Raw genomic sequence first — 26,089 nt, 5'->3', positions numbered from 1 at the left:
TCGAACCAAATCCGACCGTCCGGAGCCATTTCGAAAGGACCCGAAACATGAGAAGGCCGCGTCGGAGCTGCTCCGACGCGGCCGAAAAGCGACCCTGCGAATCGGGGATCAGGAAGGCCGCGGCCCCCGCCGCTGCGGCAGCGTCACCACCGCGCCGTCCGGCCCCTGCGGCCCCGCCGCCACCGGCGGCAGCCCCGCGACCTGGCACAGCACCTCGCACCACGCCGCGAGATGCGCCGCCGTGTCCGGGACGCCGCCCAGGCCCTCGCGCGGCGTCCACGACGCCCGGATCTCAATCTGTGAGGCGGGCGCCCGGTCGCCGAGCCCGCCGAAGTAGTGCGAACTCGCACGGGTGACCGTGCCCGAGGGCTCTCCGTACGAGAGGCCGCGGGCCTGCAGCGCGCCCGTCAGCCAGGACCAGGAGACGTCGGGGAGGAGGGGGTCGGCGGCCATCTCGGGTTCGAGCTCGGCCCGGACCAGGGTCACGAGCCGGAAGGTGCCGTGCCAGGCCTCGTGCCCCGCCGGATCGTGCAGCAGGACGAGCCGGCCGTCGGCCAGGTCCTCTTCACCGTCGACGACCGCGGCCTCCAGCGCGTACGAGTAGGGGGCCAGGCGCTGCGGCGGCCGTGTCGGGTCGATCTCGATCTCGGGGCGGAGCCGCGCGGACCGCAGGGCGTCGACCGCCGTACGGAAGGCGGGCGGGGTGGGGTCGTGCTCCTGTGCAGCGTTCATGTCCCGAGCGTTCTGCCCCTCCCGCACCGATTCACTCATCCCGCCTGTGCCGTTGTGGTCGTCGCGCTCGTCGTCCGACCGTCGTCCCTGAGCCGCAGCCATGCCGGGAAGGTTAAGGGGAGCGAGCCCCGAGCGCGGGGAGGGACACCCCTGAGGGAGCCCCCTTCCCCATGTCCTTCACAGGCGGCGGCGCGGGCGTGCGAAACTTTCGGGTGTGAGTGCCAATACCGAGGCCACGGGCCAGCAGCCGTCAGCGACGTACGAAGCCACGAAGGCGGCGGAGACCACCAGGGATTCAGCCTTCATCAAGGCGTGCAGGCGCGAGCCCGTGCCGCACACGCCGGTGTGGTTCATGCGCCAGGCCGGCCGCTCGCTGCCCGAGTACCACAAGGTGCGCGAGGGCATCGCGATGCTGGACTCCTGCATGCGGCCCGAGCTGGTCGCCGAGATCACGATGCAGCCGGTGCGCCGGCACGACGTCGACGCGGCGATCTACTTCAGCGACATCGTCGTGCCGCTCAAGGCCATCGGCATCGACCTCGACATCAAGCCCGGTGTCGGCCCGGTCATCGCCAACCCGATCCGCTCGCGCGCCGACCTGGCCCAGCTGCGGGACCTCACTCCCGAGGACGTCTGGTACGTCACCGAGGCCATGGGGCTGCTCACCGCCGAGCTCGGCGAGAAGCCGCTGATCGGCTTCGCGGGCGCCCCGTTCACGCTCGCCAGCTACCTCGTGGAGGGCGGCCCGTCCCGCAACCACGAGCACACCAAGGCGCTCATGTACGGCGACCCGCAGCTCTGGGCCGACCTGCTCGACCGGCTCGCCGAGATCACCTCCGCGTTCCTGAAGGTGCAGATCGAGGCCGGCGCCAGCGCCGTCCAGCTGTTCGACTCGTGGGTGGGGGCGCTCGCGCCCGCCGACTACCGGCGCTCCGTGATGCCCGCATCGGCGAAGGTCTTCCAGGCCGTCGCGGAGTACGGGGTGCCCCGGATCCACTTCGGTGTGGGCACGGGTGAGCTGCTCGGGCTCATGGGCGAGGCCGGCGCGGACGTCGTCGGCGTCGACTGGCGCGTCCCGCTCGACGAGGCCGCGCGCCGCGTCGGCCCCGGCAAGACGCTCCAGGGCAACCTCGACCCGGCCATCCTCTTCTCCACCCCCGAGGCCGTCGAGACCAAGACCCGCGAGGTCCTCGACGCCGCCGCGGGCCTGGAGGGCCACGTCTTCAACCTCGGCCACGGCGTGCCGCCGAACACCGACCCGGACGCGCTGACCCGGCTCGTGGAGTACGTGCACACGCAGACCGCCAAGTAGTACGCGCCGCGGCCCGCGGGGACCCTTCGGAATCACCGAAGGGTCCCTGCGGAAAGCGGCCATTGTTCGCGCCCGCCACCTCCGATTGCCTGTGCGGTGCGCCACCCCATCCGGTGGCGCGGGACCGTGGAGGTGGACGTGACCGCGCATGCAGCGTCGCAGGCGGCGGCAGGGGCCGGGACGGCGAAAGCGCCCGGGTTCCGTCGAGGGGTGTCCTCGACGGACTGGTGGATCATCGGCCTGCTGCTGGCCTTCTTCACCCTGAACTTCGCCGACAAGGCGGCCATCGGGCTCGCCGCGCCCGACCTGGAGAAGGATCTCGGGCTCACCGCCGCCCAGTACGGCCTGATGTCGAGCGCCTTCTTCTGGCTGTTCGCGGCGGGCGCCGTCGTCCTCGCGCTGTTCTTCCGGCGGATCGGCTGGCGCTGGTCCGCGGCCGGGCTGATGATCGCGTGGGTGGCGAGCATGGCGCCCCTGACCGTGCCCACCACGGTGGGCGTGGTGATCGCCTCGCGGATGGTGCTCGGCTTCTTCGAGGGCCCGGCGCACGCCCTGTGCCAGTCCGTCGTCGCGGACCGCTTCCCGTCCGAGCGGCGGGCGTTCGCGGGAGCGGTCGTCAATGCGGGCTCGTCGGTCGGGCCGCTGGTGGCCACGCCGCTGCTCACCTGGGTCATCGTCACCTGGACCTGGCACGCGGCGTTCGTGGTGCTCGTCGTGACCGGCGCCGTATGGGCCGTGCTGTGGCTGATCGTGACACGGAGGGAACCGGGGATGGGGCCCCGGGGCTCTGCCCCGGACCCCGCTCCTCAATCGCCGGAGGGGCTTGATAGCGGTGACATCGACGTGCCGCTGACCTCGCTCCTGCGCACCGGCAGCTTCTGGGGGCTCGCCCTGCTCTCCTTCGCCGGGTACCTCATCTCCTCGCTCAAGGTGTCCTGGCTGCCGTCGTTCCTGCACGACGGGATGGGCTACTCGCGCGGCACCGTCGGGCTCCTCGCCACGCTCCCGTACGGGCTCGCGATCGTCGTGCTGCTCACCGCCGGGCTGATCTCGGGGCGGATGCTGAAGGCCGGACGCTCGGCGCGGGCCGCGCGCGGGTTCCTGACCATGGGCTACCTGTGCTTCGCGGGCGTCGCCATGATCGCCTTCACGCAGGTGCCGCCGGGCGGGCTCCAACTGGCCCTGGTGGTCGCCGCGTTCTCCATCAACAGCGTGGCCTTCTCGGTCGCGTTCGCGGGTGCCGCCGACTTCCTGCCGCGCAGGCACCGGCCCGGCTTCTTCGGCTGCATCATCGCCGCGTACAGCGTCGCGGGGATCGTCGCGCCGTGGCTGCTCGGCGTCATCGTGGACGCCGCCGACACCGTCTCGCAGGGGTACGCCGACGGGTTCCTGGTCGTCGGCATCACCATCTGCGTCTTCGCCGTCGCGGGCGGGCTGCTGCTGAACCCGGCGCGCTCGCGGGAGGCGCTGCTCGCCGAGACCGCGCGCCGCAAGGCCGCCACCGCCGAGGTGGGCCGATGAGCGCAGACCGCCCCCTGAACGGGCTCCGCGTCCTCGACTTCGGTCAGTACATCGCCGCGCCCGGAGCCGGGCAGAACCTCGCCGACCTCGGCGCCGACGTCATCAAGGTGGAACCCCTCGCGGGCGACCAGGCGCGTGGCATCGGCCCCTTCGGCACCGCGATGGTCCGCGCCAACAACCGCGGCAAGCGCAGCATCGCCGTCGACCTGCGCGCGCCCGAGGGCGCGGCCGTGGTCCGCGAACTGCTCGGCACGGCGGACGTACTGCTGCACAACTTCCGGCACGGCGTCAGCGAGCGGCTCGGCCTCGGCCCGGACGTGCTCCTCGCCCGTCACCCGAGGCTCGTCTACGGCTTCGTCACCGGATTCGGCACGCGGGGCCCCTCGGCGTACCGGGTCGGCCTCGACATCGCGGCGCAGGCCGAGTTCGCCGTCATGGACCTCACGGGGGCGGCGGACGGGGACCCGCAGCGAGTGGGCTTCGCGGTGGCGGACGTGCTGGCGGCGCAGGCCCTTACATCGGGTGTCCTCGCCGCGCTGCTGCAACGCGCGAGCACCGGCCGGGGGGACGTCGTGGAGACCTCGCTCATGGAGGCCGTCGTGCACGCCCAGGCGTCCACCTGGGCCGAGCACGAGCTGAGCGGCAGCGTGCCGACGCGGCGCGGCAACGGGCAGGCGCTGGCGGCGCCCGCCGCGGACCTGGTGCGCACCCGGGACGGCGGGGCGCTGGTCCTCTCCGCGTACACGGGCGAGAAGTTCGCGGCGCTGTGCGAGGTGATCGGGCGGCCGGAACTGGCCGGTGATCCGCGGTTCGCGACCAACCCCGCGCGGGTCGAGCACCGGCCCGAACTCCTCGACCTGCTGCACGACACCCTCGGTCGGCTCGACCGCGACGAGGCCCTGGAGCGGCTGCGCGGCGCGGGGATCGTGTGCGGGGCCGTGCGGCGCTTCGACGAGCTCGCCGACGATCCCGATGTACGGGCCTGTGGCCTGATCGCGGACTGCGGCGACGGACACACCGCGCCGACCACTGCCTTCTCGGTGGGCGGGCGGCGCCCCACGAGCACGCCGCCGGCACCGCGGGTCGGTGAGCACACGCGGCGGATCCTCGCGGAACTCGGGCGCGGCGAGCGGGAGATCGGGGCGCTGGTCGAGGGCGGGGTGGTGGTTGCGGCGGACGTCGCCCCGGTCGAGCAGCCCACGCGTGCTCGTACCCCTTAGCCATCGTTGCGCGGCACCGGGCGCCGCCTTGCCCACCCTGCCGCCCAAGGCGGCAGATTGCCCAAGGCGGGGGCGTGCCTCGTTGTCGGCGCTTGCCAAGGCGGGGGCGCGCCCCGTCGTCAGCACGTGCTCAGGCGGGGGCGGCCCCTCGTCACCCGTCATCACCACCCCGTAGGAGGAACCCCCATGATCGACCCCGATGTGTTCGAGCTCGGATTCGAGGCGTACCTGGAGCGCGTCGCCCGGCTCACCGACGACGTTCTCATCCCCGCCGAACAGGAGATGGTGGAAGCGGGGGAGGTACCCGGGCACGTGATGGCGGCGCTCGTCCGGAACGGGCTGTTCGGTGTGTCGATACCTCGGCGGCTCGGCGGGCTCGACTGGTCCATGAGCCAACAGGTGCGGCTGACCATGGAGTTCACCCGCGCGTCGTGCGTGTACCGGTCGCGGTTCTCCACCGTCATCGGGCTGTGCTCGCAGGCCATCCTCGACCACGGCACCGAGGCGCAGCGCGAGAGCATGCTGCCGAAGATGGCGGCAGGGGAGCACGTCACGGCGTTCGCGCTCACCGAGCCCGGTGCCGGTTCGGACGCCGGGTCGCTCACCACGACCGCTCGCCGCGTCGACGGCGGCTGGGTCATCGACGGGCACAAGCGGTACATCACCAACGCCCACTGGGCCGACGAGCTCGTGGTGTTCGCCCGGACCGGAGAGCCAGGCGAGGGGGCCGCGGGCGTCTCCGCGTTCCTCGTGCCGCGCGAAACCGAGGGCGTCACGACCCGGCTGCCCACCCGCATGAACGGGCACGCCGAGGCGCCGGTCGCCGAGATCGACCTGGTCGACGTCCGGGTGGCCGACTCCGCGCTGCTCGGCGGCGAGACCGGCGCCGGATTCAAGGCCGCGTTGCGCGGCATCAACCACGCCCGGCTGCACGTCGCCGCCACCTGCGTGGGCCAGGCCACCCGGATGCTGGAGGAGACCTCACGGCACCTGTCGGGGCGCGAGCAGTTCGGGGCGCCCCTCGCCGACCTCGGCGCGGTCCAGGCCGACCTCGGTCGCTGCTTCGCCGACCTGGAGGCCGCTCGCGCACTGACCGTGGAGGCGGCGCACGCCTTCGACTCCGGCACTGTGCCGCGCCACCGCATCGCCGCGGCCAAGCTGTTCGCCTCCGAGATGGCGAGCCGCGTCGCGGACCGCTGCGTCCAGCTCCTCGGCGGCGAGGGCATCGTCGGCGACCACCCCGTGCCGCGCATGTGGCGCGACGTACGGGCGCTGCGGATCTACGAGGGGTCGTCGCCGGTCCACGAGCGCAACCTCGGCCGGGCCGTGACCAGGCAGGTCGGCGTGGACGGGACGCTTCCGGACACTTACCGTGTCACCCGCGGAGCGGCCGTAGGGGCCTGATGCGGCGAGGGGGACCCGGTGGAGCTGAGGCAGCTGGAGCAGTTTCTGGCCGTGGTGGACCACGGAGGCCTCGGGCGTGCCGCCGAGCGCCTCTACCTGTCGCAGCCCACCGTCTCCGGGTCCATCCGGGCCCTGGAGCGCGAGCTGAAGGTCGAGTTGTTCCACCGCACCGCGCGCCGCCTCGTCCCCACCTCCGCGGGCCGGCAGCTGGTGCCGCTGGCCCGGCGGGTGCTCGACGACGTGGTCGCCGTCCAGGACGCGATGCGCAGCGCCCGGGAGGTGGGCGGGGGCGTGCTCACGGTGATGTGCACGCCCGACATGTCCGGGGAGGCGGTGGCGTCCTGGGCCGGCGGGTTCACGCGCGCGTACCCGGCGGTCCGGCTCGACATCAGCGAGGTCGGCTCCCGGCACGAACTCGTGGCGGCGGTCGCCGACGGGCGGGCCGAACTGGGCTTCACGCTCGCCCCCGACGCACTCCGCGGCGATCTCGACTTCATCGAGCTGGGGGTGCAGCGGCTGCTGCTGGTACGCCCCGAGGGACACGCACCCGCGACGCGCGCGGGACGTGTGCCCCTCGCCGAGATCGGTGACCTGCCGCTCGCCCGCCGCCAGGGCACCCGCAACGAGGAGGACGCCGTGCAGGCCGCGCTGGCCGCGCACGGCGTCGACCCGACGACCGGCGCGACCGTGCCCAGCAGGAACGCGCAGCTGACCTTCGTGCTCAGGTCCGGGTTCCAGGCGTTCCTGCCGTTGCGGATGTGCGCGGCGGCGCTCGACGCCGGGGCCGAGGTCGTCGAGACCGACCCGCTCATCGAGTCGCCGTTCGGTGTCGTGCACCGCGCCGGTGAACTCGCCCCCGCCGCGCAGCAGTTCGTGGACGACGTGCGGCTGGCGCTGCACTCCTGGTTCGATGCCATCACGGCGGGGACCGAGTCCGGACTCGGCCTGGTGGACGCGGTCGCCGCGGCGCGGGATGCGGCGCTCTGAGCCGGTGCGCCGAGCCGTCGTCAGCCCGCCCGCACCGCCGCCACCGCCTTGCGGGCCGCCACCAGGACCGGGTCCCAGACCGGGGAGAACGGGGGTGCGTAGCCCAGGTCCAGGGACGTCATCTGTTCCACCGTCATGCCGGCGGTCAGGGCGACCGCCGCCACGTCGACGCGCTTCGCCGCGCCCTCGCGGCCCACGATCTGGACGCCGAGCAGCCGGCCCGTGCGCCGCTCGGCCAGCATCTTCACCGTCATCAGGGCGGCGCCGGGGTAGTAGCCCGCCCTGCTGGTCGACTCGATGGTGACGGTCACGAACTGGAGGCCCGCGCGGCGGGCGTCCTTCTCGCGCAGGCCCGTGCGGGCGATCTCCAGGTCGCACACCTTGCTGACGGCCGTGCCGACGACGCCGGGGAACGTCGCGTAGTCCCCGCCGACGTTGGAGCCGATGATCTGGCCGTGCTTATTGGCGTGGGTGCCGAGCGCGATGTGCCGTTCGCTGCCCGACACCAGGTCCAGGACCTCCACGCAGTCGCCGCCCGCCCAGATGTCCTCGTGGCCGCGCACCCGCATAGACCGGTCCGTCAGCAGCCCGCCGGACGCCCCGAGCGGCAGCCCGGCGTCCCGTGCGAGGGCCGTCTCCGGGCGCACGCCGATCCCCAGCACCACCACGTCCGCCGGGTACTCGGCGTCGTCCGTGGCCACCGCGCGGGCCCGGCCGTCGTCCCCGGTGAGGATCTTCGTCACCTCGGCGTCGTCGACCATGGTGATGCCCATGCCGGTCATCGCCTCGTGCACGAGCCGGCCCATGTCCGCGTCGAGCGTCGACATCGGCTCGGCGCCGCGGTTCACCACCGTCACCTCGTACCCGCGCAGGATCAGCGCCTCCGCCATCTCCACGCCGATGTACCCGGCGCCCACCACCACGGCGTGCCGGCCCTCCGTCGCCCGCAGCGTGTCGAGCAGCGCCTGGCCGTCGTCGAGGGTCTGCACGCCGTGCACGCCCGGCGCGTCGATGCCGGGCAGGTCGGGGCGGACGGGCCGGGCCCCCGTCGCGATCACGAGCTTGTCGTACGAGGTCCAGGACCCGGCCCCGGTCCCGCCGTCGACGTCGCGGGTGTGCACGCGGCGGCCCGCCACGTCGATCTCCGTCACCTCCGTCCGCGTCCGCAGGTCGATGTCGCGGGCCCGGTGCTCCTCGGGTGTGCGGGCGATCAACTCGTCCCGCTCGGCGACCTGTCCGCCCACCCAGTACGGGATGCCGCACGCCGAGTACGACGTGAAGTGGCCGCGCTCGAAGGCCACGATCTCCAGCTCGTCGGGGCCCTTGAGGCGGCGGGCCTGCGACGCGGCGGACATGCCGGTGGCGTCGCCGCCGATGATGACGAGGCGCTCGCGTGCGGTGTCGGTGCTCATCTGTTCACGCTAACCCGGGGTTGCGGTCGCGGGGCTCTGCCCCGGGCCCCGCTGCCTCTCGTCCGAAGAGCGGGCTTGAAAGATCGGGGCTCTGCCCCGGACCCCGCTCCTCAATCGCCGGAGGGGCTTGATTTGGCGGATGCTTGATTGCGCGACCGGACGAATCGCGTGGTCAGGAATGCCAGCAGTGCCAGCACCGTCGCGAACGGCAGGATCGCCGCCAGGGCCATTCCGATCCACTTCAGGGCGGTGGTGAAGGCGTTCCAGCCGCCCGCCAGGGCGTCCAGGAGGCCGGGGGCCTCGTCCTTCGCGGGGGCGGGCGGAGGTGTTTCGGTCAGGCGGAGGGTGATGGTCGCGAGGGTCGTGCGGTTCTTGAGCGAGTCCTGTTGGGCGAGCAGTGCCTCCAGCTCCGACTGGCGCGTGCCCAGTTCGCCCTCCAGGGTCACCACGTCGCTCAACTTCACCGCCCGGTCCATCAGTTCCCGCACGCGCGCCACGCTCGCCCGCTGCGACTTGATCCGGCTGTCGACGTCCACGACCTGGTCCGTGACGTCCTTCGCCGTCACGTTCCGTTCCAACAGGCGGCCGCTGCCCGCGAGTTGGTCGAGGACCTCCTCGTACGACTCCTGCGGTACGCGCAGGGTGACGCGGGAGCGTTCGTGGCCGTGGCTGTCGCGGTCGGTCGTCTCGTCGCCGATCATGCCGCCCGCGTTCTCGGCGGCGGTACGGGCCCTGTCGAGTGCGTCCGGGACGTCCTTGACGCGTACGGAGAGGTGGGCCGTGCGGATGATGTGGACGCCGGTGAGCTTCGGCGGCTTCTTGGCCTGTTGGCCGGTGGAGGAGCTGGACTTGCCGCCCGCGCCGGCCTCGTTCGGGGCCGCCACGTCCTTGTTGTCGGCCGCGCTCTTGTCGCCCGCGTCGCCGCCCGCCCCCGAGCAGCCCGTCAGGGCGAGCACCAGCGCGAACAGCGCCGCGGCGAGCAGGACCAGCGGGTGGCGTGGCCCGGTGGTGTGTGTCTTCGTACTGGGAAAGCGCATGGACGTAACCCCCGAGGGACGTGCCGGTGATCGGACGTCCCTTCGACGCGCGAGTCCCCCGAACGGTGGTTGCCGAGCGGTCCCGAAGCGGTCACGGTCGGGACACGTCCACAGGCGTCAATCACACGCTGACGTTCTGACAAAGTGGGGGCATGCGTGAAGCGGACACTGTGACGAAGACGGGTCGGGGCAGGCGGGGCAGGAAGGTCCTCGTCATCGGTGGCGGGATCGCCGGCCTCGCGGCCGCCCACCGGCTGCTCGCCGGGAGCGAGCGGGGCGGGCCGGTGCACGTGACCGTCCTGGAGGCCGGCGAACGGCTCGGCGGCAAGCTGCGCACGGGCGAGATCGCCGGGGCGCGCGTCGACCTGGGCGCCGAGTCGATGCTGGCCCGGCGGCCCGAGGCGGTCGGCCTCGCCCGCGAGGTGGGTCTCGGAGACCGGTTGCAGCCACCGTCCACGGCGACCGCCTCGATCTGGACCCGAGGTGCCCTGCGCCCCATGCCGAAGGGGCACGTCATGGGCGTGCCCGGCACCGCGGAGGCGCTCGCGGGGGTGCTGTCCGACGAGGGCCTGCGCCGCATCCGCCGGGACGACCACCTGCCGCCCACTCACCTCGGCGAGGACGTCTCCGTCGGCCGGTACGTCGCCGCGCGCCTGGGCCGCGAGGTCGTCGACCGGCTCGTCGAACCGCTGCTGGGCGGTGTGTACGCCGGCGACGCCGACCTGATCTCGATGCGCAGCGCCGTCCCGCAGCTCTTCGAGGAGGCGGGCCGCCATGTGTCGCTGACGGAGGCCGTTCGTGCCATCCAGGAGCGCGCCGCGGCCAACCAGCAGACCGGCCCCGTGTTCATGGGCATCGACGGCGGCATCGGCACGCTGCCGGGCGCCGTCGCCGACGCCGTGCGCGCCAAGGGCGGCGAGATCCTGCTCGGCGAGCGCGCCACGTCCCTCACCACCCGGGACGGGCTCTGGCGGCTCGGCACCGAGTCCGGCCGCACCTTCGAGGCCGACCAGGTGATCGTGGCGCTGCCCGCCCCCGCCGCCGCGAGCCTGCTGCGCACCGCCTCCCCGATGGCCTCCCAGGAGCTGCGCCGCATCGAGTACGCCTCCATGGCCCTGATCACGATGGCGTTCCGCACGTCCGAGGCGGACCTCCCCGAGGGCAGCGGCTTCCTCGTCCCGCCGGTCGACGGCCACACGATCAAGGCCGCCACCTTCGCCTCCCGCAAGTGGGGCTGGATCGCCGAGCAGAACCCCGAGCTGCTCGTCGTGCGCACCTCGGTCGGCCGGTACGGCGACGAGAAGGACCTCGCCCGTGAGGACACCGACCTCATCGACCTGTCCCGCCAGGACCTGCGCGAGGCCACCGGTCTCAACGTCGCGCCCGTCGACGCGCACGTCACGCGCTGGAAGGACGGACTGCCCCAGTACCCCGTCGGGCACGCCGCCCGCGTCGACCGGATCCGCGAGCACATCGCCGCCGTGCCCGGCCTCGCCGTGTGCGGGGCCGCGTACGACGGCGTCGGCATCCCGGGGTGCATCGCCAGCGCCTACGCCGCCGCGGACATGCTCGGCGGCGACACCGCGGCCCTCGACGAGCTGAAGGCCGACCCGGTGCAGAGCATGCACGGCGGAGCAGGAGAATGAGGACATGAGCGACGACACCCCCAACACCGACGCCGCGCGCGTACCGAACAAGGGCAAGCTGGCGAAGGATCTCAACGAGACCATCCGCTACACCCTCTGGTCCGTCTTCAAGCTGAAGGACGTGCTGCCGGAGGACCGCGCCGGTTACGCCGACGAGGTCCAGGAGCTGTTCGACCAGCTCGACGCGAAGGACGTGACGATCCGCGGCACGTACGACGTGTCGGGTCTGCGCGCCGACGCCGACCTCATGATCTGGTGGCACGCCGAGACGGCCGACCAGCTCCAGGAGGCGTACAACCTGTTCCGCCGCACCAAGCTGGGCCGCGCGCTCGAGCCGGTGTGGTCGAACATGGCGCTGCACCGCCCCGCCGAGTTCAACCGCTCGCACATCCCGGCGTTCCTCGCCGACGAGAACGCGCGCGACTACGTCTCGGTCTACCCGTTCGTCCGCTCCTACGACTGGTACCTGCTGCCCGACGACGAGCGCCGCAAGATGCTCGCCGACCACGGCAAGATGGCGCGCGGCTTCGCGGACGTGCGGGCCAACACGGTGGCGTCGTTCTCGCTCGGCGACTACGAGTGGATTCTGGCGTTCGAGGCGGACGAGCTGCACCGGATCGTCGACCTGATGCGGCATCTGCGGGCGTCCGAGGCGCGCAGGCACGTCCGTGAGGAGGTTCCGTTCTTCACGGGGCGCCGGAAGTCCGTCGCGGATCTGGTGGCTGGGCTCGCGTAGCCCTTTTCAGCCCCTGCGGCGATTGAGCAGGCGGCGCCGTGGCTGGGGCCTCGGGGCTCCGCCCCGGACCCCGCGCCTCAATCGCCGGCGGGGCTTGATTTGGGGCTCTGCCCCGGACCCCGCGGGCTCTCGTCCAAGAGCGTGGCTGGATTTACCGGCCCGAACCCAAAGGTTTCGGCTCCTTGTGGGGCGCGCACGCCGCCGCCCCACCCTCCGGCAGCTCTCCGCTGAGGAGATACGCGTCCAGGCGGCCGTTGACGCACTGGTTGGGGCCCCCGCCGATGCCGTGCGTTCCCGCCTTGCGTTCGGTCACCAGGGCGGAGCCCGCCAGGCGGCGGTTCAGTTCCTGGGCGCCCTTGTAGGGGGTCGCGGCGTCCCGTTCGGCCGCGAGGATGAGCGTCGGCGGGAGTTCGCCGGGAGCGGTGTGCACGTCGAGCGGCTGCTGCCGGGGAGTGGACCAGTACGCGCACGGCAGGTTCATCCACGCGTTGTCCCACGTCTCGAACGGGGCGCGCTTCGCGAGGGCCGTGTTGTCGCGGTCCCAGGTGCGGAAGTCCGTCGGCCAGGACGCGTCGTTGCACTGCACGGCCGTGTACACGGCGTTGCTGTTCTCGTCCTCCTTCGCGGACTCCTTGATCGGCGCGGCCTGGTCGACGAGCGGCTTCGGGTCGCCCTTCACGTAGGCGGAGAGCGCGTAGGCCCGCAGCGGCCAGTAGTCGTCGTAGTACCCGGCCTGGAGGAACGCGGACTGCAACTGGGCGGGTCCGACCTTGCCGCCGGCCGGCTCGCGGGACAGTTCCGCGCTCACCTTCTCGTACGCGGCCTGGACCTTCTCGGGCGTCCCGCCCAGGTGGTACGTCTCGTCGTTGCGGGCGACCCACGCCTTGAAGTCGGCCCAGCGGCGCTCGAAGGCGGCCGACTGTTCGAGGTTGTTGGTGTACCAGATCCCCTTCGGAGAGGGGTCGACGGCCGAGTCGAAGACCATCCGCCGCACGTGCGAGGGGAACAGCTCCGCGTACACGGCCCCGATGTACGTCCCGTACGAGGCGCCCAGGAACGTCAGCTTCCTCTCGCCGAGCGCGGCCCGCAGCACGTCGAGGTCACGGGCGTTGTTGAGCGTCGTGTAGTGCTCGATGTCCGGGTTCCGCTCGGCGCACCCGCGCGCGTACGCCTTCGCCTGCGCGATCCGCTTCTTCTTGTACGCGGCCGAGGGGTGGACCGGCGACTGCGTCGGGCCCTTCCGGGACTTCTCCGGGTCCTCGCAGGACAGCGGCGCCGAGCGGCCGACACCCCGCGGGGCGTAGCCGATCAGGTCGTACGCCGCGCCGATGCGCCGCCACTCCGACTGCGTGCCGGCGATCGGGAAGTACATGCCGTTGCCGCCCGGACCGCCGGGGTTGAAGACGAGCGATCCCTGCCGCGCGACCTTCTGTCCCTCGGCCTTGTTCTCGCCGGTGTCCTTGCCGGTGTTCTTGCCGGTGGCCTTCGCGCGGCTGACGGTCAGCTTGATCTGCTTGCCCATCGGGTGCGCGTAGTCGAGCGGGACGGTGACGGTGCCGCACTGGACCGGCTTCGGCAGGTCCTCCACCTTGGGGCAGGCGCCCCAGTGGATCCCCGCGTCCGCGGCGCGCAGCGCGGCGACGGTGCTGCCCGCCGTCTCCGCGGCGGGGCGGGGAGAGAGGGGCGCGGCGGCGCTCGCGTCGGCCGCGGGGGCGGTGACCAGAGCCGAGAGGATCAAGGATCCCGCGGTGGCGCAGAGGGCTGGGGCTGCTCGCATCGCTCGATTTTTGGGGCGGCGCTCGGCGAAGTAAAGGACCAGGTCGTGGGTGTCGGAACCATGACCCTGATGCGTGGTGACTGCCGACTTCGGCGTGCGGGGCGGCTCAGTCGGTGGTATGCCGACCCGTATCGGTCAGCGCCGCGCGCAGTTGCGGATCGTCGACCGCCCGTACCCCGCGCACCGCGACCGCGAGCAGACTGCCCGCGCCAAGGGGCCGGCCCGCGAGCAGCCGCTGCCCGGTCGGTGAGGCCCAGCGCGTGTACGGGTGGATCTCGACGCGGGCGAGCGTCAGACAGCTCAGCGTGAGCAGCAGCGGAAGCCCGAACCACAGCGCCACCGGGCCGCTCTGCCGCGCGCTCTCGCCCGGCAGCAGGACCGCGAGCGCGCCGAGCACCAGCACGGCCGCGGCCGCCTGCCGCACCTGCCGTATCGCGCCCGTGAGCGTCGTCCGCTCCCGGTCCGGCACCGCGAGCCCGGCCGCGACCAGGCGTTCGGCGAGTGCCCGCACCGCGTCCCCGGCCGCGGCCGTCGCCCGCAGCGGCGCGATCCGGGCCTGCCCCTCGGGCCCGATGGCGCGGAGCACCGACCGCTCCATGGCGTCCTCGCCGACCGGGTCGACGACGGTCGCCCAGCCGGTGTGCGCGAGCAGCAGGCGCCGGCTGCGGGCCATCGACACGAGCGTCACCTCGGCGACCCGCTCGGGGCCGCCCGACAGGAAGGCGGTCTCGTACAGGGACAGCTCGTGGTCCGGGGGCGCGGCGACGTACGTGTCGCGGCCCGTCGCGCGTTCGCTCTCGGCGGCGCGCACGGCCGCGAGACACAGCCGTCCACAGGAGACTCCCGCGACGGCACAGGCGACGAGGAAGAACAGGACCCACAACATGCGCAGTTTCTACGACAGTTGCCCGGATACCGCTACGCCTCGCCCACGATGTGGACGGCCTGTTATCGCGTCGTGACGTTCGGGTGCCGCGAGTTCGGGCTCTGGGTCTCGGCCTTGGTCCTGGTGTCGGCCTTGGACTCGGCCTTGGACTCGGTCTTGGTCTCGGTCTTGGACTTGGGCTCGGGTTTGGCGGTGGCCTTGGGTTTGTTCTTCGGCTTGGTCTCCGGTTTTGGGCTGGACACCGCGGGCGGCAGGGGGAACGAGGAGGTGGGCGTCGGGGAGACCGGGGACGGGGAGCCGGGCGCGGAGGTCGGGCCCGGTGGGGCGGGGGAGCGGGTCGCGGGCGGCGGGCTCGCGGTGGCGCCGTCCCGGGCGAGTGCGTCGAAGTCGACGAGCCCGGTGGCCTCGAGCACCTTGATGTGGTCGAGAACCGTGGTGTTGGCGTCGTCCGCGAGTTCCCGCACGAGCGCGTTGCGGGTCGAGGCGCGCACCTGGGCGACCAGTGAGAAGACCTGGCCGTGGGCGCGGCGCAGAATGTTGGCGAACCTGCGCTCGTAGTCCGCGCCCCTCGCGGCCGTCAACTCCCGCAGCCAGCCCTGCTGTTGGGCGTTCGGCTGGCTGGGCAGCTCCAGGTTCATGCGGGCCGCGACCTCGCGCACCCGGGCGTCCAGGAACGTGTGCCCCTCGACGAGGTGCTCGCCCGCCGTCTCGACCGCCTTGCTCGGCGCCCGTTCCTCGGCCTGCTGCCCGGCGGGCAGCTCCCACAGCCCGGCGAGCCGTACCTTGGTGATGAACAGGCGGTCGGTGGCGGAGAGCGGCCCGAATCTGGTGGACACGGTCTGGGCGTTGAGCTCGTCGAGGCCGGTGCCGGAGCGATCCGCGTACGACCACAGGGGGAAGACGAGCGCGGCCAGTGTCGCCACGAGTCCCGTGACGATGAGGGCGGTGCCGGGGCCTGCGGCGCGGGGTCGGAACGGTTGCATGTTGCCTCCTGGTGCGACGTCGCACGCTAGCGGGGCGCTTGCGCGGGGTGTCGGGGATCGCTCAGGAGTACGTCAGCTTCGGTAGCCGTCGGGCCGCGCCGGTGTTGCGGTCGCGGGGCTCTGCCCCGGGCCCCGCTGCTCAATCGCCGCAGGGGCTTGATGTGCAGGGGCTTGGTCGGCTACCTGTGGCGCAGGGTGAATGCCGCTGTGCGCAGGGCTCGGGTCAGGGGGCGGCCCGTCAGGGGTTTGGGGCCCGACCGGTCGAGCCACCAGTGGGTCAGCTCGCGGCGCGCGGTCGTGGCCCGGACGCGTTGTGCGAGCAGCAGGTCCTCGGCGAAGTCGAGCGCGTCGCGTCGGTAGCCGCTCGTCATCGGGTGCCGTCGTGCGTAGCCGAGGAAGAGCGACCGGTAGGCGGACTCCCCGAGGATCAGGGGCAGTTCGGGTGCCACCTTCGCCACGACGTCGGCCCGCTTGGCCGCGAGCGCGCGGCTCTGCACGGCGAGTCGGGTGCGGTCGAAGCCCTCCGGGGCCGGGGTGCCGACGACGAGCGCGGACAGCAGGGCGGCCTGGTCGAGCGCGAGCCGCTGGCGGGCGGCGTCGTCGACAGAAGGGGCGGGGGGCGTCGCGCGCAGGTCCGGGGCCTGCGCGCGGGGCCCCGCCCCGGCCGCGACGGTCTCCCGGATGACCTCCACCTCGCGGCCCAACTCACCGAGATCCTCGGGGAAGTTGTCGTCGCGCTCGAGCAGAACTCCCGGCGGGGTCACGCGTGAGGCCAGTTCGGCCAGTACGTCGAGGACGGGGCGCGGCACCGGGTGGGCGTGGCTGTCGTGCCAGACGCCGTCGCGTTCGAAGCCGCCCGCGACATGCACGTACGCGATGGCCTCGACCGGCAGTTCGGCCAGCGCCTTCGCCGGGTCCTCGCCGCGGTTGACGTGGTTGGTGTGGAGGTTGGCCACGTCGATGAGGAGCCGTACGCCGGTCCGCTCCACCAGCTCGTACAGGAACTGACCCTCCGTCAGTTCCTCGCCGGGCCAGCCGAACAGCGCCGCGATGTTCTCCACCGCGAGCGGTACGGGCAGCGCGTCCTGGGCGATCCGCACGTTCTCGCACAGCACGTCGAGCGCGTCGCGGGTGCGCGGCACGGGCAGCAGGTGCCCCGCCTCCAAGGGGCGCGTGGCGGTGCGCTCGCCCCCGGCCCGTACGAACGCGATGTGCTCGGTGACCAGCGGGGCGGCGAGTGCCTCGGCGCAGGCGGCGAGGTCGGCGAGCCGGCCCTCGTCGGGGCGGTCGGCGCCGCCGAGGCCGAGCGAGACACCGTGCGGCACGACGGTGACACCGCGCTCGCGCAGCCGCAGCACAGAGTCCGGCAGATGTCCCGGACACAGATTCTCGGCGACGGCCTCGACCCAGTCGATGCCCGCCATGGCCTCGACCGCGTCCGCGATCTCGGGCCGCCAGCCGATCCCGGTACCCAGCTCCATGGAACTCCCCCTCCTGCGCCCCGGCTTCCTGGACTTCTGACCGCGGCGACGCGCCCCGAACCCCTGAGCGGGCACGTTCAGAGCAACATTTGAGGTTTCACCCACGCGTACGGGGGCGGCGCGCCCCGCCCGGCAGCGCGGGACCGGGCCACAGGGGGAACGGACCCGTCCTCTCGCGGAGTGGGGTAGCCTTCCGAGTGGCCCCGGCCGTCCGTCATCCCCCGTGCGGACGGGCGGGGTTTTTCGCGTGCCCGAGCGCTCAGAGGTGGGCCAGGCCGGGCAGGAAGCCGCCTGTCCTGGGGCCCTCGGACACGACGGTGTCGCTGGGCGGGATCTCCGTGAACCCGGCGTCCCGTACGACGGGCAGCCCGCCCGTGGTCAGCGCGGGCCAGCGCTCCGGGTCCGCGGTCCGCACCGACAGCGGGAAGCCCGCGTCGCGCCACTCCTTGCGCTCCGCGTCGGACAGCTCCCACCAGGCGAGCTGGGCCCCGTGTCCGGCCTGCGCCATGGTCTTGCCCGCGGTCATGCCGAGGTCCGGGTTGAGCCACATGACCGGGGCCGACGGGTCGGCGGCGGGCGGCGGTTCCGGGTCGTCGAGATCCGTGCCGGAGACCTGGAGGCGGGCCAGGTCCTTGGGCCAGCCGTCGAGGGGGACCGGCGGGAAGACCCGTACCTCGGCGGAACCGGTGGTCACCGTGATCCCGTCGAGGGCCTCCGCGCGCCGCCACTCCGCGCCCCTCGCCCGCCGCACCACCTTGCGGATCCGGGCGTCCTGCCAGTCGCGCATCGCCTGCGCCCACTCGCCTTCGCCGACGGACCGCTCGTCGGAGAGGATCACCAGTACGGCGCGCGCCGCGGCCTCCAGGGCGTCCGTCCGCGTCGGGGGCGCGGCCCTCTCGATGCGGACGACGAGCGGCAGCACGAACTGTTGCGCCTCGTCGCGGGAGGTCGGCTCGGTCCGGAAGGGACTTTCGGCGCCGTCGGCCGTGTCGGTCCGGGTGGTGTCGTCGGTACGGGAGTCGTCGCTGGTCACGCACTCCAGTTTGCCAGCACCCCCCCGTGCCTCCCGCCCCGAGCGTGGGGCGCCGGACGTGTACGGGAACATGACCGCATGCACGTCACGCTCCGCGGCGCGGGCCGCCGCTACGGACTCGGTGGGCCCTGGGTGCTGCGCGGGGTCGACCTGGACGTGCCCGAAGGGGCCGTGTTCCGGGTGCGGGGGCCCAACGGCGCGGGGAAGTCCACGCTGCTGCGCCTCGTCGCAGGGGTCGACGCCCCCTCCGAGGGCCGGGTCGTCGGCCGTCCGCGCACCGCCTTCGTCCCCGAACGCTTCCCGCCCGCCCTGCCGTTCACCGCCCGCGCCTACCTCACGCACATGGGCCGCATCCACGGCCTGCCCCGCCCGAAGGCCGCACGCCGGGCGGGGGAGTGGCTGGAGCGGTTCGGCGCCGCTCAGTATCTGGGGACGTCACTCGCCGAGCTGTCCAAGGGCAGCAGCCAGAAGGTGGCGGTGGCCGCGGCCCTGCTCGCCGAACCGGAGCTGCTCGTCCTCGACGAGGCCTGGACCGGGCTCGACACCGCGGCCCGCGACACCCTCGACGGCGCCGTCGCCGAACGCGCCGCGGCCGGCGCCGCCGTGCTCTTCGTCGACCACGACCCGCGCCGCCTCGCCGCCACCGCCGACGCGACGTACGAGGTGGAGGGGGCGACGGTCGTGCGGAGCACGGCGGCAGGCGGCGCCGCCGTGGTCGTCGACGCCACGGGGCCCGCGGGGCACGAGCCCGCGCTTTTGCACCCGCACACCCACGTCCGCCTGGACCCGCGCACGGTACGGATCACCACGGACGCCGCGCACTCCGACGCCGTGCTGCGCACGCTGCTCGCCGCCGAGCCGCCCTGGCACATCGTCGCCGTCCGCGCGCCCGGGCCCACGGAACACCTCCGCACCCCCGAGTCCACGGAGAACGACGGATGACCACGGCCCTGCTCGCGTACCAGTCGGCCCTGCTGCTGCGCTCGCAGCGCTGGCTCGCGCCGGTCGTCCTCTACGCCGCGTTCGCCGCCGTCGGCGTGCAGGCGGGGCAGCCGGTGCTCGACTCCCTCGCGTACACCGCCGCCGCCCTGCTCCCCGTGGGGGCCTGGCTGGCGCGGATCTGTGTCACCAACGAGCCGCCCGCGGCCCGCAGTTGCACCGCCGCGGCGACGGCTCCGTGGCGCGCCCATCTGGCGAGCCTGGCCGCCGCGTTCCTCGCCACGATGGCCGTCGGCTTCGTGGCGACCGTGGTCGTGGCGCTGATCAGCGACGGGGTCAGCACCGACCGCCTGGTGCGCGTGTCCAGGTGGCCGGCCGCCGGGGCCGGGCTGCTCGCCGTGCTGGTGTGCGCCCTGGTCGGCGCCGCCGTCGGGGCCGTCACGACGTGGCCCGTGGTGCGCGGCACGGGGCTCGGCGTGGCCGGCCTGGTGCTGTGCGCGCTCCTCGCGCTGATCGCCCCCGGGTCACCGGCGAAGTCGGTGGTGAGCGCCCTGGTGACCGGGTCGCAGGACGGGGCGGTGCCCGTTCTGCTGCTGCCGCTGGTGGGGGCGGTGGCGGTGGCCGGGATCTGCGCGGCCGCCGCCTGTGCCCTCGCGTCGCGCCGCTGACCGGGCCGGGTCCGGCCCGTTGGCCGTTAGCCGGAGCAGGCCCCGCGCTGCGCCTCCTGCCACTCACAGACCGGGCACAGCGTGACGCCCTTCGTCGACTCCGGGTACTCCGTGGGCTCCCGGCACAGCACGCACTCGGCGAACCGTTCGTCCGCCGCCGCGGGTGCCGCGCGCTCCTCGGGGCCACCGGCGCAGTAGTCGCTCATGCCCCCAGCGTACGGACCCGCGCCCGCGCTCACGCCCCGCGTGCGGCCCCCACCAGGTCCGACACCCGCACGAACCGGTAGCCCTTCGCCCGCAGCCTCGGCACGACCGCCCGCACCACCCGCTCCGTCGTCGGCGCCGCGCTGCGCGTGCAGTGCATGACGACGACCGAACCGGGCCGCACCCCGTCGAGCACCTGCTGGGTCACGGCGTCCGCGTCCGTGGCGAACGCGTCCCCGCTCACCACGTCCCACTGCACCGCGGTCACCCCGGTCGGCGCCAGCGCCCGCAGCGCCGCCCGGTCGTAACAGCCGCCGGGGAACCGGAAGTACGGCACGACGTGCTCGACCCCCGCCTTGCGGAACGCGCCGAACGCCCGGTCGACATCGGCCCGCATACCGCGCTCCGGCACGCTCGGCAGCCCGTAGCAGTCCCCGGTGAAGGCGTAGTGGCTGTACGAGTGGTTGGCGACCTCGAACAGCCGGTCCCGGCCGATGTCCCTGGCCTCGGCGGGGTACTCCTCGGCCCAGCGCCCGGTCATGAAGACGGTGGCCGGGACCTTCAACTTCCGCAGAGTACCGATCAGTTGAGGATTGTCGAAGCGCTCTCCTGCTCCCGCCCGCGCCCCCTGGTCGGCCGTCATGTCGGCGTCGAAGGTGAGCGCGACGGTCCGCCCCTTCGCCGACGCGCCGCGCTCGAAGACGGGGGTGGTGCCGCCCGGCCCGGGCGCGAGGGTGGGCTTGGTGGTCGGCGTCGGTGTCGGTGTCGTCTTCGCCTTCGGGGAGCTCTCCGGGAGCCCGGCGGACCGCGTCGCGCCCGGGACTCCCGACGAGGTGGCCCCGCCGCATCCGGCGAGGCCGAGAGCGAGCGCGCCCAGGACACAGGTCGCCGTCGCGCGGCGTACATGTCTGATCACTCACCGAAGGTATCGTCGGATTCTCCGTAAATCGTGCAAATCGGACCGATGGGGGCGTGATCCCGTGCTGCGGGGTACCCGGCACCCATGACGACACCAATGGCTTTCCCCGACCTCTCGACCTCGGTCGTTCCGTTCGTCGCGGGCCTTGTGGTCGCGCTGGCGCTGATCTGGGCGGTCTGGATGGGCATCAGGTTCCGCCGCCGGGAGCCGGGTCCGCCCGACCCGGCCGACCAGCCGAAACTGCCCCGTACGGGCCCGGTCCAAGAGGTCCGCGAGATGCGGGAGCCCGACGAGGTCCCGCAGACGGACGACGGCTCCCGGCTGACCCCGCACGAGCTGAACGGTCACGGCAGCGCGACGAGCAGGCGCAGCAAGGACCAGCGGCCGCGCCGCTGGGGTGGCGGCAGCAGCGGCGCGTTCGGCAGCGGCGGCCCGGGCCGCACCTGAGGCGCCGAATGGTGCCGGGCGGGCGTGGGGCGGCGTGCCCTCAGTGCATGGCCCGGGCGCGTCGGCGCTCGGCCCGCAGCAGGTCGGCCCGCTCGCTCTCCGACGTGCCGCCCCACACCCCCGTCGTCTGTCCGGTGGCGACGGCCCACCGCAGGCAATCCATGATCACCGGGCAGCGTCGGCAGACCTCCTTGGCCGCCTCCACGTCGTCGACCGCGGGCCCGGTGGTGCCGACGGGGAAGAACAGGTCCGGGTCCTCCTCGACACACGCCGCCCTGTCCAGCCACTCCATCTCCGTATTCCTCACTGGCAACGGCATGCGGCGGCGGGTGCCCACAACACCCGTGCGGAAACGCGGAGTTTGGGTGCCGCGGGCAGGGGGACCCGGGTCGCGGCCGAGAGGTCAGGGGAGCGAAGGGAAGCCGGGGCCGGGGGTGCACACCCCCCGGCCCCGGCGGCGTCGCCCTGCGACATGGGGCGGGAGGGGCTACAACGGAAAGGGAAGGGAGTGAGCCGCATGCCGAGCGGATCGAATGCGAAGCGTGAGCGTCAGTACGAGAAGATCAAGCAGAGCGCCCAGGAGCGGGGTGAGAGCACGTCGCGGGCCAAGGAGATCGCCGCCCGCACCGTGAACAAGGAGCGCGCGAGGAGCGGCGAGTCGAAGAAGGCGAGCCGCACGTCGACGCAGGACATCTCCTCCGGCAGGCGCGGCGGCCTGCGCTCCCACCAGGGCGCCGGCGGTCCGACGAAGGACCAACTCTACGAGGAGGCCAAGGACCGGGGCGTCGAGGGCCGCTCGAAGATGAACAAGTCCCAGCTCGCCAAGGCACTGGGGCGCTGATCGGCTGATGGACAGGGAACCGGACGCCGTCCCGAGGGACCTCCCCGACCAGCAGGCGGACCCCGAGGAAGAGACCGGGACCGCGAAGCCCGGGCCGGAGGACGGGCCCGAGGACGGGCCCGAGGAGCCCGAGGCCGGACCCGATGCCACCGTCCCCGACTCGGACGTGGCGGGCACCGGCCGCGCCGGGGCGCCGCACGCCCCGGGAGTCCGCCCCGACCAGCCCGTCCCCGACGAGCCCGCCGACTGATCCGTCAGAAGGGGGCCTAGCGCCCCCGCAGCGCCCCCGCCACCTGGTCGTAGAGGGCCGCGTGGGCGCGGGTGCTGGCGGGGACCTCCGGGTTCCACGCCAGTACCCGGGCCCGTTCGGCGACGGACGTCCAGTGCGGGTCGGCCGCGTACTGCTCGCGCGGCGCCGCGTTGGCGCGCGCGTCCGACAGGATGACGTCCGGCGCGAGTTCGGCGACGTCCCGCCAGGTCCCGGTGTACCAGTTGGCTCCGGGGCCCTCGGGCGGCGCCACCATGCCCACGCCGAGACCGCCGAGCGCGCTCAGGTCGGGCCACTTGGCGGGCCGCGCCAGGTGCACCGCACCCTCCGCCGCGGCCGACAGCGCCAGCACCCGGACGCCCCGCGCCCCGCGGGCGGCGACCCCCAACTGCCGTTCCGCTCGCGCCAGTTCGTCCCGGGACTCCGCGGGTTCCGAGGCCCCGAGCGAGCGGCCGAGTTCCGCGAAGCGCTCCCGCACCCCGCCGAGCGTCCGGCCCTGCCCCACGTCGATCACGGCGACGGGGATGTGCTCCTCCAGATGCTTCGCCGTGTCCGGCTCGATGCCGTACACCTGCCCGCCGCCGTAGGTGAGGGCCACGACCAGGTCGGGGCGCGCCGCGAGCACGTCGTCCAGGCCGAGCCCCGCACCGGCGCCCAGATACGTGACGTCGTCCAGTGGCAGCGCGCCGGACTTGGCGCGGTCGGGCTCCGCGCCGTCGTGGAACGATCCGAAGATCCCCACCGGGCGTATGCCCAGATCCCACAGGCTTGCCCCGGCCTGTATATAGGCGACGACGCGCTGCGGCGCCTCGCTCGCGGACGTGAGGTGTCCGCGGTCGTCGGTGAACTCCCAGGCTGTGGTTGACCGTTCTTCCATGGGGGGACCTTGCCCAGGGCTTCCGCCCGGCACGCGGTGCGCCACCCGCGAAAACCGGCCAGGCGAACGGCCGTCCCCTCGAACGAGGGAACGGCCGGCCGGTCACCCCGGATGTCTAGTGCCAGGGCCCCGTCACGGCGAACGTCGTCCCCGGCGTGTAGCAGTTCACGAACATCGTGTCGCCGTCCGGCGAGAACGTGACGCCGGCGAACTCGCCCCACTCGGGCTTGTCGGCCGTCCCGATGTTCTGGCGGCCGCGCGCCATGGCGTACACCTCGCCCTTGCGCGTCACGCCGAACACATGCTGCGCGCCCTCGCCGTCCTCGCACACCATCAGGCCCCCGCTGGGTGCGAGACAGATGTTGTCGGGCTCCTCGCCGGGCAGCTGGACGTCGGTGTCGGGGCCGAACACGATGACGAGCGTCAGGCGGCGCGACGACGGGTCGTAGCGCCAGATCTGCCCGAAGTGGTCGGCGGCCGAGCCCTCGCGGCTGCGGGCGTACGACGAGACGAAGTAGACGCTGGAGCCGCCCCAGTAGCAGCCCTCCAGCTTCTGCGCGTGGGTGATGCCCTTCGGGCCGAAGTCCTGGTTGCGGATGGGCGTCCGCGCGGCCAGCGGGTCCGGCACGTCGACCCACTCGATGCCGCTGAACGTCGCGCCCGTCTCCTGGACCGCCGAGAGGTCCGGCACGCCGGGCACCCGCATCGCCTGGAGCTTCCCGCCCGCGCGCAGCGAACCGAGGCCGCCCTTCGGGTTCTTGGGCAGGAAGCGGTAGAAGAGGCCGAAGGGCCTGTCGAAGGCGTCCTCCGTCTCGTACACGATCCCGTTCCTGGGGTCGACGGCGATCGCCTCGTGCTGGAAGCGGCCCATCGCGGTCAGCGGGACGGCGCCGGAGCGGTGCGGGTCGACCGGGTCGACCTCGAAGATGAAGCCGTGGTCCTTGGTGTAGCCGTTCGTACCGGCCTTGTCCTCGGTCTCCTCGCAGGTCAGCCAGGTTCCCCAAGGGGTGGGCCCGCCCGCGCAGTTGACCGCCGTGCCGGCGATGCCGACCCGCTCGGACACCACGTCGTTCTTCCGGTCCACGGAGAGCACGGTGCAGCCGCCCTTGCCCATCGGGTCGTACGTCAGACCCTCGACGGTCGGTACCGCGATCTTTCCGGTGACCCGGTTCTCGTGGTTGCGCACGAGGTGTACGCGGCCCTGTCTGCCGGCGAAGGCGGCCATCCCGTCGTGGTTCGAGGGCACCTTGCCCTCGCCGGAGCGCAGTGGCTCCCCCTCCCGCGACAGGACCTTGTAGCGGAATCCCTTCGGGAGGTCGAGCAGCCCGGCCGGGTCGGGCACCAACGGGCCGTATCCGGCGCGTCCTTGGGCGGCGGCGGAGCCGGCGAACAGCTCGGAGAGGTTCCCCGCGAAGGCGATGCCCACTCCCAGGGCGCCGGAGCGGGCGAGGACTTGGCGGCGGGTCGCGGACTGTCGTGCGTCAGCGGTGCGTGACATGGGTGCAACCTCCTGCTGGCGGACAGGAACTGTGACCCGGCTGTGTTTATCACGTGCCTTTCGCCTCGGGAACCACGCGCGTAGCGCACACAATCCGTGCACTGCCCACGTATCGGCTCACCTGCGGCGTGCCCGTGATTACTCGTGTACGAGGCCCTTCGCGTCGCGCGCGAGCGCGGTCAGCCGGGAGATCGCCCGGTAGTACTTCTTCTTGTACCCGCCGTTCAGCATCTCCTCGCTGAACAGCTTGTCGAACGGCTCGCCCGAGGTGAGCACCGGTATCTCCCGGTCGTAGAGCCGGTCCGCCAGGACGACGAGCCGCAGCGCGGTCGACTGGTCGGGCACGGCCGCCACATCGGTGAGGCAGACGGCCTTCAGGTCGTCGGTGAGCGCCCCGTACCGGCTGGGGTGCACGCGCGCGAGGTGCTCGAGCAGGTGCGGGAAGTCGTCGAGCGAGGCGCCCTCGGTGGCGTACGCCGCCTTGGTGACCTGCTCGTCGGTGAACGGCGCGGGAGCCTCGGGGAGGCCGCGGTGCCGGTAGTCCTCGCCGTCGATGCGCAGCGGCCGGAAGTGGGCGGACAGGCCCTGGATCTCGCGCAGGAAGTCGGCGGCGGCGAACCGGCCCTCACCAAGCTTGCCCGGCAGCGTGTTCGAGGTCGCGGCGAGCGCGACACCCGCCTCGACCAGCTTCCCGAGGAGGGACGACACCAGCACCGTGTCCCCGGGATCGTCCAGCTCGAACTCGTCGATGCACAGCAGCCGGTGCCCGCTGAGCGTCTTCACGGTCTGCTGGAAGCCGAGCGCGCCCACCAGGTTCGTCAGCTCGACGAACGTGCCGAACGCCTTGTACTCGGGCTCGGCCGGGGTCGCGTGCCACAGGGAGGCGAGGAGGTGGGTCTTGCCGACGCCGTAGCCGCCGTCGAGGTAGACGCCGCGCGGACCGGTCGGAGCGGCGGGCTTCTTGGCGAACCAGCGGCGCTTGCCGGAACCGGACGCGTGCGCCCCGCCGAGACCGGCCGCGAAGCCGCTCAGGACCTGGACGGCCTCGGTCTGGCTGGGCTGCTTCGGGTCCGGAATGTACGTGTCGAAGCGGGCGGAGCCGAACCGCGGCGGCGGCACCATTTCGGCGACCAGGTGCTCCGCGGGTACGTGCGGCTCACGGGCGCACAGGGACAGCGGCGCAGCGTCGGGTATGGGGCTGATGCCCATCTGGCTGGACTCCCGGGAGTCGGCGGCTTCGAGGGATGACGACACAACCACT

25 protein-coding genes and 1 pseudogene are annotated in these 26,089 nt (G+C 73.1%); 12 read left to right on the top strand and 14 right to left on the bottom strand.

Going from position 1 to position 26,089, the window contains the following annotated elements; all coding sequences use genetic code 11:
- Positions 1 to 108 precede the first annotated feature (108 nt).
- Complete coding sequence (locus tag ACNYS0_RS11195; RefSeq protein WP_422472864.1) at positions 109 to 834, bottom strand: DUF3000 domain-containing protein; 726 nt, start codon at positions 832 to 834, stop codon at positions 109 to 111.
- A gap of 112 nt (positions 835 to 946) precedes the next feature.
- Between ACNYS0_RS11195 and hemE the strand changes: the two genes are divergently transcribed.
- The 5 genes from hemE (at position 947) to ACNYS0_RS11170 (ending at position 7,176) form a co-directional block, all read left to right on the top strand.
- Positions 947 to 2,044: a uroporphyrinogen decarboxylase gene (gene hemE, locus ACNYS0_RS11190; protein ID WP_422472862.1), complete on the top strand. Its 1,098-nt coding sequence runs from the start codon at positions 947 to 949 to the stop codon at positions 2,042 to 2,044.
- Positions 2,045 to 2,182: 138 nt separating this feature from the next.
- Positions 2,183 to 3,565 (top strand): MFS transporter, encoded by a 1,383-nt coding sequence (locus tag ACNYS0_RS11185; RefSeq protein WP_422472860.1) that lies wholly within the window; start codon positions 2,183 to 2,185, stop codon positions 3,563 to 3,565.
- On the top strand, positions 3,562 to 4,785 hold the full coding sequence (locus ACNYS0_RS11180; RefSeq protein WP_422472858.1) for a CaiB/BaiF CoA transferase family protein: 1,224 nt from the start codon (positions 3,562 to 3,564) through the stop codon (positions 4,783 to 4,785). Before ACNYS0_RS11185 ends, ACNYS0_RS11180 begins: the two co-directional genes overlap by 4 nt.
- A gap of 186 nt (positions 4,786 to 4,971) precedes the next feature.
- Positions 4,972 to 6,189, top strand: a complete 1,218-nt coding sequence (locus ACNYS0_RS11175; RefSeq protein WP_422472856.1) for an acyl-CoA dehydrogenase family protein — start codon at positions 4,972 to 4,974, stop codon at positions 6,187 to 6,189.
- A gap of 18 nt (positions 6,190 to 6,207) precedes the next feature.
- The gene (locus ACNYS0_RS11170; protein ID WP_422472854.1) at positions 6,208 to 7,176 is read left to right on the top strand and encodes a LysR family transcriptional regulator; all 969 of its coding nucleotides are present in this window, start codon (positions 6,208 to 6,210) and stop codon (positions 7,174 to 7,176) included.
- 20 nt (positions 7,177 to 7,196) lie between these two features.
- Here ACNYS0_RS11170 and ACNYS0_RS11165 read toward each other — a convergent pair whose 3' ends face one another.
- Positions 7,197 to 8,588 carry an FAD-dependent oxidoreductase gene (locus ACNYS0_RS11165; protein WP_422410759.1) on the bottom strand — a complete coding sequence of 464 codons (1,392 nt, stop codon included), beginning with the start codon at positions 8,586 to 8,588 and terminating at the stop codon, positions 7,197 to 7,199.
- Between the two features lie 110 nt (positions 8,589 to 8,698).
- Positions 8,699 to 9,625, bottom strand: a complete 927-nt coding sequence (locus ACNYS0_RS11160) for a DUF4349 domain-containing protein (protein ID WP_422472851.1) — start codon at positions 9,623 to 9,625, stop codon at positions 8,699 to 8,701.
- Positions 9,626 to 9,777: 152 nt separating this feature from the next.
- Here ACNYS0_RS11160 and hemG point away from each other — a divergent pair, with 152 nt between their 5' ends.
- Together hemG and hemQ are read left to right on the top strand one after the other, a co-directional pair.
- Entirely contained in the window at positions 9,778 to 11,271 is a 1,494-nt protein-coding gene (gene hemG / locus ACNYS0_RS11155; RefSeq protein WP_422472849.1) for a protoporphyrinogen oxidase, read from the top strand.
- A gap of 4 nt (positions 11,272 to 11,275) precedes the next feature.
- Positions 11,276 to 12,007, top strand: coding sequence for a hydrogen peroxide-dependent heme synthase (gene hemQ / locus ACNYS0_RS11150; protein ID WP_385763827.1), 732 nt, complete (start codon positions 11,276 to 11,278; stop codon positions 12,005 to 12,007).
- Between the two features lie 151 nt (positions 12,008 to 12,158).
- On the opposite strand, the gene ACNYS0_RS11145 is transcribed toward hemQ, so the two are convergent.
- The 5 genes and pseudogenes from ACNYS0_RS11145 to ACNYS0_RS11125 form a co-directional block, all read right to left on the bottom strand.
- Positions 12,159 to 13,784, bottom strand: coding sequence for an alpha/beta hydrolase (locus ACNYS0_RS11145; protein WP_422472847.1), 1,626 nt, complete (start codon positions 13,782 to 13,784; stop codon positions 12,159 to 12,161).
- Positions 13,785 to 13,890: 106 nt separating this feature from the next.
- On the bottom strand, positions 13,891 to 14,670 hold the full coding sequence (locus ACNYS0_RS11140; RefSeq protein WP_422472845.1) for a TIGR04222 domain-containing membrane protein: 780 nt from the start codon (positions 14,668 to 14,670) through the stop codon (positions 13,891 to 13,893).
- 221 nt (positions 14,671 to 14,891) lie between these two features.
- Positions 14,892 to 15,653, bottom strand: a pseudogene (locus ACNYS0_RS11135) (DUF4142 domain-containing protein); the annotation flags it as partial.
- A gap of 179 nt (positions 15,654 to 15,832) precedes the next feature.
- Positions 15,833 to 17,134 carry a multinuclear nonheme iron-dependent oxidase gene (locus tag ACNYS0_RS11130; RefSeq protein ID WP_422472843.1) on the bottom strand — a complete coding sequence of 434 codons (1,302 nt, stop codon included), beginning with the start codon at positions 17,132 to 17,134 and terminating at the stop codon, positions 15,833 to 15,835.
- Positions 17,135 to 17,393: 259 nt separating this feature from the next.
- The gene (locus ACNYS0_RS11125) at positions 17,394 to 18,167 is read right to left on the bottom strand and encodes a peptidyl-tRNA hydrolase (protein WP_422472841.1); all 774 of its coding nucleotides are present in this window, start codon (positions 18,165 to 18,167) and stop codon (positions 17,394 to 17,396) included.
- A 78-nt stretch (positions 18,168 to 18,245) separates the two neighbouring features.
- Here ACNYS0_RS11125 and ACNYS0_RS11120 point away from each other — a divergent pair, with 78 nt between their 5' ends.
- Both ACNYS0_RS11120 and ACNYS0_RS11115 read left to right on the top strand, forming a co-directional pair.
- Positions 18,246 to 19,109, top strand: a complete 864-nt coding sequence (locus ACNYS0_RS11120) for an ATP-binding cassette domain-containing protein (RefSeq protein ID WP_422472839.1) — start codon at positions 18,246 to 18,248, stop codon at positions 19,107 to 19,109.
- Positions 19,106 to 19,774, top strand: a complete 669-nt coding sequence (locus tag ACNYS0_RS11115) for an ABC transporter (RefSeq protein ID WP_422472837.1) — start codon at positions 19,106 to 19,108, stop codon at positions 19,772 to 19,774. Before ACNYS0_RS11120 ends, ACNYS0_RS11115 begins: the two co-directional genes overlap by 4 nt.
- Before the next feature lie 26 nt (positions 19,775 to 19,800).
- On the opposite strand, the gene ACNYS0_RS11110 is transcribed toward ACNYS0_RS11115, so the two are convergent.
- Together ACNYS0_RS11110 and ACNYS0_RS11105 are read right to left on the bottom strand one after the other, a co-directional pair.
- A complete protein-coding gene (locus ACNYS0_RS11110; RefSeq protein ID WP_422472835.1) occupies positions 19,801 to 19,980 on the bottom strand; it encodes a hypothetical protein in 180 nt (59 codons plus the stop codon).
- Between the two features lie 29 nt (positions 19,981 to 20,009).
- Positions 20,010 to 20,894, bottom strand: coding sequence for a polysaccharide deacetylase family protein (locus tag ACNYS0_RS11105; protein ID WP_422472833.1), 885 nt, complete (start codon positions 20,892 to 20,894; stop codon positions 20,010 to 20,012).
- An 87-nt stretch (positions 20,895 to 20,981) separates the two neighbouring features.
- On the opposite strand from ACNYS0_RS11105, the gene ACNYS0_RS11100 reads away from it, so the two are divergent.
- Positions 20,982 to 21,344 carry a DUF6479 family protein gene (locus ACNYS0_RS11100; RefSeq protein ID WP_422472831.1) on the top strand — a complete coding sequence of 121 codons (363 nt, stop codon included), beginning with the start codon at positions 20,982 to 20,984 and terminating at the stop codon, positions 21,342 to 21,344.
- 40 nt (positions 21,345 to 21,384) lie between these two features.
- Here the strand turns inward: ACNYS0_RS11100 and ACNYS0_RS11095 are convergent, their stop codons facing one another.
- Complete coding sequence (locus ACNYS0_RS11095; protein ID WP_422472829.1) at positions 21,385 to 21,636, bottom strand: WhiB family transcriptional regulator; 252 nt, start codon at positions 21,634 to 21,636, stop codon at positions 21,385 to 21,387.
- A 225-nt stretch (positions 21,637 to 21,861) separates the two neighbouring features.
- On the opposite strand from ACNYS0_RS11095, the gene ACNYS0_RS11090 reads away from it, so the two are divergent.
- Positions 21,862 to 22,185: a plasmid stabilization protein gene (locus tag ACNYS0_RS11090; protein WP_422472827.1), complete on the top strand. Its 324-nt coding sequence runs from the start codon at positions 21,862 to 21,864 to the stop codon at positions 22,183 to 22,185.
- A gap of 7 nt (positions 22,186 to 22,192) precedes the next feature.
- A complete protein-coding gene (locus ACNYS0_RS11085; RefSeq protein ID WP_422472825.1) occupies positions 22,193 to 22,435 on the top strand; it encodes a hypothetical protein in 243 nt (80 codons plus the stop codon).
- A 16-nt stretch (positions 22,436 to 22,451) separates the two neighbouring features.
- Here the strand turns inward: ACNYS0_RS11085 and ACNYS0_RS11080 are convergent, their stop codons facing one another.
- The 3 genes from ACNYS0_RS11080 to zapE all read right to left on the bottom strand — a co-directional run bounded on the left by ACNYS0_RS11080 (position 22,452) and on the right by zapE (position 26,037).
- A complete protein-coding gene (locus tag ACNYS0_RS11080; RefSeq protein ID WP_422472823.1) occupies positions 22,452 to 23,330 on the bottom strand; it encodes a TroA family protein in 879 nt (292 codons plus the stop codon).
- Between the two features lie 115 nt (positions 23,331 to 23,445).
- On the bottom strand, positions 23,446 to 24,828 hold the full coding sequence (locus ACNYS0_RS11075; protein WP_422472821.1) for a PhoX family protein: 1,383 nt from the start codon (positions 24,826 to 24,828) through the stop codon (positions 23,446 to 23,448).
- A 138-nt stretch (positions 24,829 to 24,966) separates the two neighbouring features.
- Positions 24,967 to 26,037, bottom strand: coding sequence for a cell division protein ZapE (zapE, locus tag ACNYS0_RS11070; RefSeq protein ID WP_422482588.1), 1,071 nt, complete (start codon positions 26,035 to 26,037; stop codon positions 24,967 to 24,969).
- Positions 26,038 to 26,089: the final 52 nt, after the last annotated feature.

Origin of the sequence: Streptomyces anthophorae, assembly GCF_049310305.1 — a bacterium.
GTDB lineage: Bacteria > Actinomycetota > Actinomycetes > Streptomycetales > Streptomycetaceae > Streptomyces.
This window is presented reverse-complemented; position numbering and strand designations above follow the sequence as displayed.